Below are 12,295 nucleotides of genomic sequence, written 5' to 3'. Positions count from 1 at the left end.
CGAAACGAGGGACAGCGCAAAAGCAACGTCGCCCCATAGGTTTACTCTTCAACTTATCGGATTACGACCGGGGAGCAGTAGGCGGACCGGTCCAGGTGGGATAATCTCCGTAATGTGACAAGGATATTTCACATTGTGAGATCTTGGTTCAGGCGATTCTCTCTAGCGGAGGCGCGCTGATGCCCTTCATTTGCCTGCTTCTCTCCGGGGCCGCTTTGCTGATCAACGGGCTGGCGACCCTCGAACGCCTCCCCCGCATCGACGCCGCCACCTTCAGCCTGCTGCTCGGCGGCACCCAGCTGGTGCTCGGCGTCGTCCATCTTTCCACCGGGAGTACCGGCACTGAAGACCTTCTGGCGGCCGCCGGCATGTTCCTTTTCGGGCTGACGTACGCCTATGCCGGACTGGATGGCCTGCTGGGGCTGGGCTCGACGGGCCTGGGCTGGTTCTGCGGCATGGTGGCGTTCTTCGGCCTGCTGCTGGCGGGCGCCTGGCTCGGTCCGGACCCGCTGCTCGCGGTGCTCTGGGTGTGCTGGGCGGTGCTGTGGGGGCTGTTGTTCACCTCTGCTGCACTCGGCGCCGCGCGGCTGGAGCCGTTCACCGGCTGGGCGCTGGTGCTGGCCAGCCAGGTTACTGCCACTGTTCCCGCGTTCCTGGGCCTGGCCGGTCTCTGGCCGCGTTCGGCCGCCGTTGCGTGGTTGGCCGCCCTGCTCCTGGCCGGGCTGTTCGTGGCGGCACGCGCACTGGCCCGGCGCGGACAGGATGTTCCGCGCCGGGCCAGAGAGTCCCTGCCGGCTAAGTGAGCGCGTGGCCCAGGGAGCCAACGTGCTGGCGTCGCTGGATGGCCGATTCCACCAGGACTCCCGCCAGGAAGACCACCGGGACCGCCACCAGCAGGGCAGCAGCAGTCTCGGCGCTGCCGCCGATGAGGGCGGTGAAGTTGCTGACCACCAGGGACAAAACCCAAGCCAACAGGACCGCCGCCAGGACGGGAGCGACGCGGGTCTGCCACAGTTGGGCTCCCGCGCGCTCCCGGCGGAAGAACGCGACGACGGCCGCGGAACACAGCATGTACAGCACCAGCAGTGCCGCCACGGCCAGGCCGCTGAACCAGGAAAACAGAGTCAGGACAGGATCCATGGCCAGGATGGCGAAGGGCACCACCAGCACGACGGCGGTGGCGGACTGGACCCAGGCTGCCACGGCAGGTGCCCGGTGCCGGTTGGTCCGGGCGAGGACGGCGGGCATGGAACCACGCAGTGCCAGGGAGTGGAGGTACCGGTTGATGCCGTTGTGGAAGGCGATGATGCCGGCGAGCAGCGAGGTGACCAGCAGGATGCCGGCCACGATGCCCGCCCAGGGGCCGAACAGTTCCACCAGCGGGCCCAGCACGAAGGAGGTGGCATCCCCTGACTCGAGCGCGGCACCCGCGGCGTCCATCACCTGCGAGGGGCCGTAATAGCTCACCAGCATCCAGGAAATAAAGGCGAAGAACACCGAGATCACGCCGACGGACAGGTAGGTTGCCCGGGCCACAGTGCGGTGCGGATCCTTCGCCTCGGCGGAGTAGATGGCCGTGGACTCGAAGCCGAACATGGAGGCCACCGCGAACATGATGGCAACACCGGGAGCTCCTGCACCGATGGCTTCCGGGGAGAAGGACGCGGCCACGCTGATGCCTTCCGGGCCGCCGCCGTGCAACAGCACGGCGAAGCCGAACATCAGGAGGATGGCCACCTCCAGGCCCACCAGCACGGCCAGCACGCGCGCACCGAGTTCGATGTTAAGGGAGCCCAGAACCTGGACGCCGGCCATGGTGGCCAGGGCCGGCAACCACCAGGGAATGGCCAGCCCGGCAGAGGCTAGGAGCCCGGAGAAGGCAGCGCCGTAGAGCCCGTACATGGCGGCCTGGACGGTACTGTAGGCCAGCAGTGCCAGCCACGCCGCACCGGCTCCCGTCCGCCTGCCGAATGCCGCCGTCACGTAGGCGTAGAAGGCGCCGTTGGCCTGGATCTTGCGGCTCATCGCCACGAACCCCACTGCGAAGATCACGATGACGATGCCCACGATCAGGTAGGCGCCGGGTGCGCCGGCACCGTTACCGAGCGCTGCTGCAAGCGGCGAGGCGCCCACGATCCCCGTGAGGGGAGCCTGTGCCGACAGGACGAAGAAGAGGATGCCCAGGACGCCGATGCTGCCGGCACGCAGTGCCGTTGAATGCTCCTTGGCCGGAGCGTCAGTGGTCCGGGGCTCGGAATTCGAAATACTCATTTGATCCTTCTTAACGGTCATGAGTTCAGGAAAATTGCGGTGGAATCCAGCTTGGCAGCGGGGCACCGAAGCCCTTTGTCCACCAGCGACGAGTTGTTGATTGTCAGCGCAGTGCAGGACTGGGCATCCTCCCGCCGCTGCAGCCGCGCTGAAATTCCCCACCTTTCCGCCCGCACCACTCACAGCCGACGGCGTGTGGCGGGGACACGCCGTCGGGCGCGCTTAAACATGGGGAGAGTCAGCCGGGCATGACAAAGCGCGGCCGGCCGCCCGGAAAGGGCAGCCAGCCGCGCTGACAGTATTCAGTTGAGTAGGCCTACCGCAGCACCACGGTGCGGTTTCCCTGCAGCAGGACCCTGCCCTCGCAGTGCCATTTCACCGCGTTGGAGAGGGCCTTGCACTCCGTATCGCGGCCGGCGGCCACCAGGTCTTCGGGCCCGTAAGTGTGGTCCACCTCCACCACCTGCTGGGCGATGATGGGTCCCTCGTCCAGCTCAGCGTTGACATAGTGCGCGGTGGCGCCGACGGTCTTGACGCCCCGCGCGTACGCCTGGTGGTACGGCTTGGCACCCTTGAAGCTGGGCAGGAACGAGTGGTGGATGTTGATGGCCCGGCCGTCCAGCTTTCGGGTCAGGTCGTCGCTGAGCACCTGCATGTAGCGGGCCAGCACCACGAGTTCGACGTCGAGCCCGTCCACCAGTTCCATGAGCGCAGCCTCGGCCGCGGGCTTGGTCTCCGCCGTGACCGGGATGTGGTGGAACGGGATGCCGTGCCACTCCACCAGTGCCTGGTGGTCCCGGTGGTTGGACACCACGGCCACCACCTCAACGGGAAGTTCGCCGACCCGGGCGCGGAACAGCAGGTCGTTGAGGCAATGCCCAAACTTGGACACCATGATCAGCACCTTGCGCTTGGACCCGTGGCGTTCCAGCTGCCAGCGCATGCCGAACTTCTCCGCCACCGGGGCGAACGAGGTCCGCAGCTTCTCCAGCGTGGACTCATCGCCTTCGGAGACGAAGTGCACGCGCATGAAGAAGTGGCCTTCGGAGCGCTCACCGAACTGCTTGTTGTCGATGATGTCGCAGCCGTGCTCCAGCAGGAACCCGGACACGGCGTGCACAATGCCGGGCCCTTCCGGGCAGTCCAGGGTCAGGACGTGTTCCACGGTGGTGGGCGCCTTCGATGCGGGGATATGGGTTTCAGTAACAGTCATGGCTCAGCACTCGATCACATTCACGGCGAGGCCTCCTCGGGAGGTTTCCTTGTACTTGGTTTTCATGTCGGCTCCGGTATCGCGCATGGTCTTGATCGCCTTGTCCAGCGAGACCTTGTGGCTGCCGTCCCCGTGCAGGGCCAGCCGGGCCGCGTTGATCGCCTTCACGCTGGCGATCGCATTCCGCTCAATGCACGGGATCTGCACCAGGCCGCCCACGGGGTCGCAGGTCAGGCCCAGGTTGTGCTCGATGCCCACCTCGGCGGCGTTTTCCACCTGTGCCGGCGTTCCACCGAGCACCTCGCAGAGCCCGGCCGCGGCCATCGAGCAGGCGGAGCCCACCTCCCCCTGGCAGCCCACTTCGGCGCCGGAGATGGAAGCGTTCAGTTTGAACAGGATTCCGACGGCGGCCGCCGCCAGCAGGAAGCGGACCACACCATCGTCGTCGGCCCCTGGAACAAACTTCACGTAGTAGTGCAGGACTGCCGGCACAATGCCCGCGGCCCCGTTGGTGGGGGCGGTGACGATCCGGCCGCCGGCCGCGTTCTCCTCGTTCACGGCCAGCGCGAAGAGGTTCACCCATTCCATCGCCAGCAGCGGATCCGCGGGTGCCTGGACGGGCGACGGCGACGCTGCCGCGGCTTCGGCGGAGGCGGCCGAGGCCGTCAGGGTGCGGAACAAGGCGGGCGCCCGCCGGGTGACGTTCAGGCCTCCGGGCAGGATGCCTTCGGCGTTGCAGCCGTTCTCCACGCATTCACGCATGACGGCCCACAGCCCCAGCAGCTGTTCGCGGAGCTCCGCTTCGCTGCGCCAGGTCAGTTCGTTGGCCAGCATGACCTCGGAGATGGACATGCCTTCACGGCTGCAGATCTGCAGCAGTTCGTCCGCCGTGGAGAACGGGTACGGCAGCACGGTGTCATCCGGCACCACCTTGTCCGCACCCTCGGCGTCGCCGTCCACCACGAAGCCGCCGCCGATCGAGTAGAAGCTCCGCTCGCTCAGCACGGCGCCCGTGTGGTCCAGGGCCCGGAAGGTCATGCCGTTGGGGTGCGCGGGAAGGGACTTGCGCCGGTGGAGCACCACGTCCTCTTCCCAGTTGAAGTCCACCCGGTGCACCCCGGCAATGTGCAGTTCGGCGTCCAACGCGGCGGCTGCCACCTGGTCGTCGGCGGTGGAAGTGTCCACGGTTTCCGGGTCCAGGCCTTTCAGCCCCAGGACCACTGCCTTGTCCGAGCCGTGGCCGCGGCCGGTGGCGCCGAGCGACCCGAACAGTTCGGTCTGGACGCGGGCGGTGGCGGCCAGCTGGCCGTCACCCTTCAGTCCATCCGCGAACAGCTTGGCCGCCCGCATCGGGCCCACCGTGTGTGATGACGAGGGCCCGATGCCAACGGAAAAGAGGTCAAGGACGCTGAGCGCCATCAGGGGACCTCTGGCGAGGCGTACTCCCGCATGGCGTCCAGCAGCCACCGGCCCAGGAACTCGGCGAACGAAGCGCGGGGGAAGATCCGGAAGGACTCGTCACCGGTCTTCCACAGGATGGCGGGGATGTTCGCGATTTCCGTGGAGAAGGCGGTCCCGGCCTTGAAGACCCGCGGGTGGAGGTCCAGCGAGCAGCCCTTTTCCAGGACGGCACGGGCCCGGGGGCCCGTCAGTTCGAACGTGGTCCGGTTGGCGGACAGGTCCACCACCTGGCCCGCGTCGCCGCCCAGCGCGTCCCGGAGCGCGGGGATGAGGTCCCCGCCCAGGGATTCGTGCGCCTCGGTGGGTGCAACCACCAGGAACTCGGCGGGGCCGAGCCACAGGACGGACACGTCGCCGCTGCCGGCTACGGCACCGGAGCCGGCGGGGAGGCCGCCGGTCACACCGGCCAGGCGCTCCGCCGCGGCGGATCCTGCGAGTGCCCGGAGGCCCACCATTGTCAGGAAGGGCACCTCGGAGATTTCAACGGTTCCTGCCAGGGAGCCAGCCGCGAATTCTTCCGCCAGCTGACGCGCCGGGCTGACGCGGGCGGCGAGGTTCTTCTCGGCGTTGGTCTTGGCGGAGGTCGGGGATGCTGCTGTTTCAGCCATCTTTACGGGTCCCTTCAGAGTCAAAAAGCACTGTTTCTGCGACAACCACGTCCACCAGCTGGTCGCCGGCGGCTGCCACCAGCGTTTCGCCGATGCGGTTGCGTCCGTTCTTGATCAGGGCCAGTCCGAACGACCGGCCCAGCGCTGCGCTGTGGTAGCTGGAGGTGACGAACCCTTCCATCGGCACGGGACCGTAGGCAGGGTTGGTCGAACGTCCCTTCTCCACGAGCTGGGTGCCTTCGGGCAGCCGCAGCGTGCCATCCACGGGGAGGACGCTGACCAGGTGCTTGCGGTCCTCACGCTGGGCGTCCGACCGGGTGTAGGAACGCTTGCCGATGAAGTCCTTCGCCTTGGAGACGATCCATTCCATGCCGGCATCCTGCGGAGTGACGGTGCCGTCGGTGTCCTGCCCGACGATCGGGTAGCCCTTCTCGGCGCGCAGCACGTGCATGGTTTCGGTGCCGTAGGGGGTGATGTTGAACTCCGCCCCGGCAGCAGCAACGGCTTCCCACGTGTTCAGCCCGTACCAGGCGGGGACGTTGATCTCGTAGGCGAGTTCACCGGAGAACGAGATCCGGCAGATCCGGGCCCGCACGCCGGAGGCGAGGGTGGTTTCGCGGAAGGTCATGAACGGGAAGGCTTCCGCGTCCAGGCCGCCGTTGGCAGCCAGTTCAGGGGCCACACGGGCGATGACCTCGCGGGACTTGGGCCCGACGACGGCGATGGTGCTCCACTGTTCCGTCACGGAGGTGCACTGCACGTCCAGCTCCGGCCACTCGGTCTGCAGCCATTCCTCCAGCCAGTCCAGTACCTTGGCGGCACCGCCGGTGGTGGTGGTCATGAAGTAGGTCTCGTCGTCGACGCGGAGGGTCACGCCGTCGTCGAAAATCATGCCGTCCGGGGTGCACATGACGCCGTACCGTGCCGAACCCGGGGCGAGCTTCTTGAACGCGTTGGTGTACATCCGGTTCAGGAACTCCCCCGCGTCCTTGCCGCGGATTTCGATCTTGCCCAGGGTGGTGGCGTCCATGAAGCCCACGGATTCGCGGACGGCGGCGCATTCGCGCAGCACGGCGGCATCCATGTCTTCCCCGGCCTGCGGGTAGTACCAGGGCCGCTTCCACTGTCCGACGTCTTCGAACAGCGCGCCCTTGGCCACGTGCCAGGGGTGGATCGACGTGACGCGGGCGGGGTCGAACAGTTCCCCGCGCTGGCGTCCGGCCAGTGCGGCGAAGGCCACCGGGGTGAAGGGGGCGCGGTAGGTGGTGGTGCCGATGTCGCCGATGCCGCGGGAGGCCTCGCCGGCAGTGCGGAGCGCCGCGGCGATGACGCCAATGGCGTTGACGCCGGAGGTCTTGCCCTGGTCGTTGGCGGTGCTGATGGAGGTGTACCGCTTGATGTGTTCCACCGAACGCATGCCCGCGCCCGTGGAGCGAAGGACGTCCGCCACGGACTGGTCGCGCTGGAAGTCCACGAAGTGGTGGTGCCAGTCATCCGGAGTGCCGCTCTCGCCCGGCACCAGCCACAGCTGGCGGGTGGGGGCGGAGGCCTTCGGGTCGCCGGACACGGACGGCTCGACGGCGGATTCGAAGCCGGCGGCGATGGCCGCCTTGGCGCCGGCGGAGATGCCCTCCGCAACGCAGTCTTCGGTGGCGAAGGAGCCGCGGCCGGCACCAATGGTCTGCTGGTCGGGGACCTCGGTGCTGGGCACGAAGGCTGCCAGCTCTTCGTCCCAGCGCAGCTTGCCCTGGCGCTGGGAGTGCAGGTGGACCAGCGGGCTCCAGCCGCCGGACACAGCCAGCAGGTCCGCTGCGATCTGCTCAACGCCGGAGGTGAGCTCGCCGTCGTCGTTGATGCTGCGGACGGTCACGCCGTCCAGGCGGCCGTCGGCGCCGGCGGAGGTGTTGGCCACCGCGCTGCCGATGAGCACCCGGATTCCGGATTCGACGGCGGCGCTGGCCACCGCAGTGAGGGCCGGGCGGGCGTCCACCACGGCGGCGACCTTGACGCCTGCGGCGGCGAGGTCGGCGGCGGTGGCGTAGGCGCTGTCATTGGTGGTGCTGATGACCACGCGCTGGCCGGCGGCCACGCCGTAACGGTTCAGGTAGCTGCGCACGGCGGAGGCGAGCATGATGCCGGGGCGGTCGTTGTTCTCGAACACCAGCGGACGTTCGTGGGCGCCCGGGGCGACCACCACCTGGCTGGCACGGATGTGCCAAATACGCTGGCGGGACACACCTGCAGCTGCGGGGCTGCTGAGGTGGTCGGTGCGGTTCTGGACGGCGATGACGTAGTTGGCGTCGTAGGCGCCGAACGCGGTAGTGCGGTTCAGGACCGTGGATTCGGCGCCGGAAACCAGTTCGGCTTCGACGTCGGCCACCCATTCCAGGGCCGGCTTTCCCTCGATGGTTTCGGCATGGCCGGGAACCGTGGAACCGGAGAGCAGCGAGCCGCCGAGTTCGGGCTGGTCATCGAGGAGCATCACCCTGGCGCCGGTGCGGACAGCCTCGCGGGCTGCGGCCAGCCCGGCGGGGCCGCCGCCGATCACCAGGACGTCGGTGTGGACGTACTTCTTGTCGTATTCGGCGCGGTCGTCCTCCGGGTCCAGCTTGCCCAACCCGTTGAGCAGGGTGGCCTGGAGTCCGTCCACCAGGGAGACGGTGGTGGCGGGAAGCATGGATTCGGCAACGTGGCCGGGGAAGCGGGCTTCCACGCGGACCAGGGCGTTGGCCTCTTCCACCCCGGCGGACATGATGCCTCGGGGGCGGTCCTCGTAGAGGGAGTTGCCGGCGGCGATGCGGCCGTTGGCCAGCAGCGCGGAGGCAAGGGTGTCACCGGGGTGGCCGGTGAACTCTTCGCCGTCCACGGTGAAGCGCCAGGAGATGGTGCGGTCGATGCGGCCGCCGGTAGCCAGGCGGGCGTTCTGGGAGGTCACTTGGTCGCTCCTTCCGGGGCGGTGGTGCTGAGGATGCTCGTGGCGGAGGTGCTGGGTGCCGCACTTCCCGTGGTGGTGCTGTCAGGGCCGGTGCTGGCGGTCCCGGTTTCGGGTGCACCTTCCGGGGAGCGGTCGGGCCGCTTCGCCCCCATCGGGTAGACAGCTTTGATGTCATAGCTCACGGTGTCGCGGAGCATGTTGAACCACTGGCGGCAGCCGGTGCTGTGGACCCAGCGCTCGGCGAAGATGCCTTTGGGGTTCTCCCGGTAGAAGAGGTAGCGGGACCACTCCGTGTCGCTCAGCTCGTTGGGGTTCTCGGGGTACGGAACGTGAGCCTGTCCCCCGTAGTGGAATTCGGTTTCGTCCCGCGGGCCGCAGTTGGGGCATGGGATCAGCAGCATGTGCGTTAGTCCTTTTCTGGTGGCGGCGGCTAGTGGGCCACGGCGGCAGCGCCGTGTTCGTCGATGAGGGCGCCGGTTTCGAAGCGTTCCAGCGAGAACGGCTTGTTCAGCTGGTGCGGGGCGCCGGTGGCAATGGTGTGGGCGAAGGTCATGCCCGCGGCAGGGGTTCCCTTGAACCCGCCGGTACCCCAGCCGCAGTTCACGAACATGTTCTCCACGGGGGTCAGGCCCACGATCGGTGAGGCGTCCAGGGTGGTATCGACGATCCCGCCCCAGGTCCGGAGCACGTGGGCCCGGGCGAAGATGGGGAAGAGCTCGACGGCGGCCGCCATTTGCTGCTCGATCACGTGGAACGAGCCGCGCTGGCCGTAGCCGTTGTAGGAGTCCACGCCGGCGCCCATGACCAGTTCGCCCTTGTGCGCCTGGGAGACATAGACGTGCACGTGGTTGGACATGACCACCGTGGGGTGGACGGGCTCGTGCAGTTCCGAGACCAGTGCCTGCAGGGGGTGGGACTGGATGGGGAGCTGGAATCCGGCCATTTCGGCCAGGACGGAGCTGTGGCCGGCGGCGGCCAGGCCCACCTTTTCGGTGTTGATGGTGCCGCGGTTGGTCTTGACGCCCACGACGCGGTTGCCGTCCTTCAGGAAGCCGGTCACCTCGCAGTTCTGGATGATGTCCACGCCCATTTCGTCGCACTTGCGGGCGAAGGCCCAGGCCACGTGGTCGTGCTTGGCGATGCCGGCGCGGGGCTGGTAGGTGGCGCCCATGACGGGGTACCGGATGTTGTCGCGGATGTTCAGGATGGGGCAGAGTTCCTTGACCTGCTGCGGGTCCAGCCATTCCGCGTCCACGCCGTTGAGCTTGTTGGCGCCGACGCGACGGATGCTTTCCCGCACGTCGCCCAGGGTGTGGGCCAGGTTCATCACGCCGCGCTGGCTGAACAGGAAGTCGTACTCGAGTTCCTCGGGCAGGATTTCCCAGAGCTTGAGGGCGTGCTCGTAGATGGCGGCGCTCTCGTCCCAGAGGTAGTTGGAGCGGATGATGGTGGTGTTCCGCGCCATGTTGCCACCGGCCAGCCAGCCCTTTTCCAGGACGGCGATGTTGGTCATGCCGTGATTCTTGGCCAGGAAGTAGGCGGTGGCCAGGCCGTGGCCGCCGCCGCCGACGATCACGGCGTCGTAGGAGGACTTGGGTTCCGGGTTCCGCCAGAGGAAGTCCGGGTGCTCAGGAAGGTGCGGGGCGCTCACTGTGCGGCTCCAATCAGGTCTGCCTCGATGCCGGCCAGGTTGGCGTCGGCGGAGAGGTGCGGGTAGAGGGGGAACTTTTCGGCCAGGGCGGTCACGCGTGCGCGGAGTCCGACGGCGGTGTCCCCCGGGAGGGTGCCCGTGCCGGCGGAGGCGATCAGAGCCGTGGCGATGATGTCCGCAACCTCGGTGAATTCGGCGGCCCCGAAGCCGCGGGCGGCCAGGGCGGGGGTGCCGATCCGGAGGCCGGAGGAAACCATCGGCGGGCGGGGGTCGAAGGGGACGGCGTTGCGGTTGACCGTGATGCCGATCTGGTGGAGCGCGTCCTCACCCTGCTGGCCATCCAGTTCGGAGTTGCGGAGGTCCACCAGGACCAGGTGGACGTCGGTGCCGCCGTTGACAACCGAAATGCCCGCGGCTGCGACGTCTTCCTGGAGGAGGCGGTCGGCCAGCAGCCTGGCGCCTTCCAGTACGCGCTCCTGCCGTTCCTTGAATTCGGGGGCTGCTGCGAGCTTGAAGGCCACGGCCTTGGCGGCGACAACGTGCTCCAGCGGGCCACCCTGCTGGCCCGGGAAGACGGCGGAGTTGATCTTCTTGGCGTACTCTTCCTTGGCCAGGATGACGCCGCCGCGGGGGCCGCCCAGGGTCTTGTGGGTGGTGGTGGTGACCACATCCGCGTACGGGACGGGGTTGGGGTGCAGCCCGGCGGCTACCAGGCCGGCGAAGTGGGCCATGTCCACCATCAGGTACGCGCCCACGAGGTCCGCGATGCGGCGGAACTCGGCGAAGTCCAGCTGGCGGGAGTACGCGGACCAGCCGGCAACGATCAGCTTGGGCTTGTGTTCCAGGGCCAGCGCTTCCACCTCGGCCATATCGATCCGAAGGTCTTCCTCGCGGACGTGGTAGGGAACCACGTTGTAGAGCTTGCCGGAGAAGTTGATCTTCATGCCGTGGGTGAGGTGTCCGCCGTGGGCCAGGGAGAGGCCCAGGATGGTGTCGCCCGGGTTCAGCAGGGCGAACATGGCGGCGGCGTTGGCCTGGGCGCCGGAGTGCGGCTGCACGTTGGCGAACTCGGCACCGAACAGTGCCTTCACGCGGTCAATGGCGAGCTGTTCGATGACGTCCACGTGCTCGCAGCCGCCGTAGTAGCGCTTGCCCGGGTATCCCTCGGCGTACTTGTTGGTGAGCACCGAGCCCTGGGCTTCCATCACGGCGGTCGGAGCAAAGTTCTCCGACGCAATCATTTCCAGGGTGGACTGCTGGCGGTGCAGTTCCTGTGCCACAGCGGCGGCGACGTCGGCGTCGACCGTGGCGAGCGAGGCGTTCAGTACGTCCTGCATTGTTCTCCTTCTGAGCCCTTCGGAGTTACTGACCTATAACTGATCTGTAACTGATATATTAGAACTGTCGTAATAGTATGTTCCAGATCACTTGGACGTCAATAGCACTCCTGGGAAGGCTCGAAATGAGCGTCACATTAGAGAACCACCTGGCCGGCGACGGGGACCTCTCACTCTCCGAACAGGCCTACCGGCACCTCCGGGACCGGCTCATCATGCTGGACATCAGGCCGGGCGAGGCGATCAACGACGGCAAGCTGGCCGCCGAACTGGGGATCGGCCGCACGCCGGTCCGGGAAGCCCTCAAGCGGCTGGAAAGCGACCACCTGGTGGTGTCCTATCCCCGCCGCGGAACGTTCGCCACCATCGTCGACATCACCGAACTGGCAGACGTCTCAGAGCTGCGCGAGTCCTTGGAACCTCTGGCCGCCCGCCGCGCCGCCAAGCTGGCAACGCCGGCACTGCGGACGGAAATCCGCGAAACCGCGGCAGCGATTTCCACCATGGGCGATGACGACGATGCCTACGACCTCATGCGGTACGACATCAAGGTCCACCGGCTGATCTACCGGGCCGCCGCCAATGCGCACCTCGAGGACGTCCTGATCCGCTACGACAACCTGGCCACGCGCATCTGGTGCATGGTGCTGGAAAAAGTACCGTCCGTCGCGTCCCACATTGCCGAGCACGTTGAACTGCTGGAGGCAGTGGCCGACGGCGACGCGGACCGGGCCGGCAAGCTCGCCCTGGAGCATGTCACCAGTTTCGAGCAGGCCATCCGCAACGTGCTTTAGGCAGCCCGCGCCAACAGGCGCCGCC

10 protein-coding genes are annotated in these 12,295 nt (G+C 67.4%); 2 read left to right on the top strand and 8 right to left on the bottom strand.

The features are described 5' to 3' along the window. Positions 1 to 179 precede the first annotated feature (179 nt). Positions 180 to 803: an AmiS/UreI family transporter gene (locus J2T23_RS05950; protein ID WP_307358023.1), complete on the top strand. Its 624-nt coding sequence runs from the start codon at positions 180 to 182 to the stop codon at positions 801 to 803. Here J2T23_RS05950 and J2T23_RS05945 read toward each other — a convergent pair. The 8 genes from J2T23_RS05945 to glyA all read right to left on the bottom strand — a co-directional run bounded on the left by J2T23_RS05945 (position 796) and on the right by glyA (position 11,476). Next, on the bottom strand, positions 796 to 2,271 hold the full coding sequence (locus J2T23_RS05945) for an APC family permease (protein WP_307358021.1): 1,476 nt from the start codon (positions 2,269 to 2,271) through the stop codon (positions 796 to 798). The two genes, J2T23_RS05950 and J2T23_RS05945, sit on opposite strands and share 8 nt — an antisense overlap. 316 nt (positions 2,272 to 2,587) lie before the next feature. Next, the gene (gene purU, locus J2T23_RS05940; RefSeq protein WP_141159115.1) at positions 2,588 to 3,484 is read right to left on the bottom strand and encodes a formyltetrahydrofolate deformylase; all 897 of its coding nucleotides are present in this window, start codon (positions 3,482 to 3,484) and stop codon (positions 2,588 to 2,590) included. Between the two features lie 3 nt (positions 3,485 to 3,487). Next, positions 3,488 to 4,903, bottom strand: a complete 1,416-nt coding sequence (locus J2T23_RS05935) for an L-serine ammonia-lyase (protein WP_307358018.1) — start codon at positions 4,901 to 4,903, stop codon at positions 3,488 to 3,490. After that, entirely contained in the window at positions 4,903 to 5,553 is a 651-nt protein-coding gene (locus tag J2T23_RS05930) for a sarcosine oxidase subunit gamma (protein WP_307358014.1), read from the bottom strand. Before J2T23_RS05930 ends, J2T23_RS05935 begins: the two co-directional genes overlap by 1 nt. Continuing rightward, the gene (locus J2T23_RS05925) at positions 5,546 to 8,488 is read right to left on the bottom strand and encodes a sarcosine oxidase subunit alpha family protein (protein ID WP_307358010.1); all 2,943 of its coding nucleotides are present in this window, start codon (positions 8,486 to 8,488) and stop codon (positions 5,546 to 5,548) included. Before J2T23_RS05925 ends, J2T23_RS05930 begins: the two co-directional genes overlap by 8 nt. Beyond that, positions 8,485 to 8,889, bottom strand: a complete 405-nt coding sequence (locus tag J2T23_RS05920) for a sarcosine oxidase subunit delta (protein WP_307358008.1) — start codon at positions 8,887 to 8,889, stop codon at positions 8,485 to 8,487. The genes J2T23_RS05925 and J2T23_RS05920 overlap by 4 nt, the downstream gene beginning before the upstream one ends. Before the next feature lie 29 nt (positions 8,890 to 8,918). Continuing rightward, positions 8,919 to 10,139, bottom strand: a complete 1,221-nt coding sequence (locus tag J2T23_RS05915) for a sarcosine oxidase subunit beta family protein (RefSeq protein WP_141159110.1) — start codon at positions 10,137 to 10,139, stop codon at positions 8,919 to 8,921. Next, a complete protein-coding gene (gene glyA, locus J2T23_RS05910; RefSeq protein WP_141159109.1) occupies positions 10,136 to 11,476 on the bottom strand; it encodes a serine hydroxymethyltransferase in 1,341 nt (446 codons plus the stop codon). Before glyA ends, J2T23_RS05915 begins: the two co-directional genes overlap by 4 nt. A 125-nt stretch (positions 11,477 to 11,601) precedes the next feature. On the opposite strand from glyA, the gene J2T23_RS05905 reads away from it, so the two are divergent. Continuing rightward, a complete protein-coding gene (locus J2T23_RS05905; RefSeq protein ID WP_307358003.1) occupies positions 11,602 to 12,270 on the top strand; it encodes a GntR family transcriptional regulator in 669 nt (222 codons plus the stop codon). The last annotated feature ends 25 nt before the right edge of the window (positions 12,271 to 12,295 follow it).

Source organism: Pseudarthrobacter niigatensis, from assembly GCF_030812615.1.
GTDB classification, from domain to species: domain Bacteria; phylum Actinomycetota; class Actinomycetes; order Actinomycetales; family Micrococcaceae; genus Arthrobacter; species Arthrobacter niigatensis.
The sequence above is the reverse complement of the archived record's forward strand: the minus strand, read 5'-3'. Positions and strand labels throughout refer to the sequence as shown.

Bases quoted from the DNA above. Each gene is read 5' to 3' on its own strand.
- J2T23_RS05950 (WP_307358023.1), top strand. From the start codon at position 180: ATGCCCTTCATTTGCCTGCTTCTCTCCGGGGCCGCTTTGCTGATCAAC.
- J2T23_RS05945 (WP_307358021.1), bottom strand. From the start codon at position 2,271: ATGAGTATTTCGAATTCCGAGCCCCGGACCACTGACGCTCCGGCCAAG.
- purU (WP_141159115.1), bottom strand. From the start codon at position 3,484: ATGACTGTTACTGAAACCCATATCCCCGCATCGAAGGCGCCCACCACC.
- J2T23_RS05935 (WP_307358018.1), bottom strand. From the start codon at position 4,903: ATGGCGCTCAGCGTCCTTGACCTCTTTTCCGTTGGCATCGGGCCCTCG.
- J2T23_RS05930 (WP_307358014.1), bottom strand. From the start codon at position 5,553: ATGGCTGAAACAGCAGCATCCCCGACCTCCGCCAAGACCAACGCCGAG.
- J2T23_RS05920 (WP_307358008.1), bottom strand. From the start codon at position 8,889: ATGCTGCTGATCCCATGCCCCAACTGCGGCCCGCGGGACGAAACCGAA.
- glyA (WP_141159109.1), bottom strand. From the start codon at position 11,476: ATGCAGGACGTACTGAACGCCTCGCTCGCCACGGTCGACGCCGACGTC.
- J2T23_RS05905 (WP_307358003.1), top strand. From the start codon at position 11,602: ATGAGCGTCACATTAGAGAACCACCTGGCCGGCGACGGGGACCTCTCA.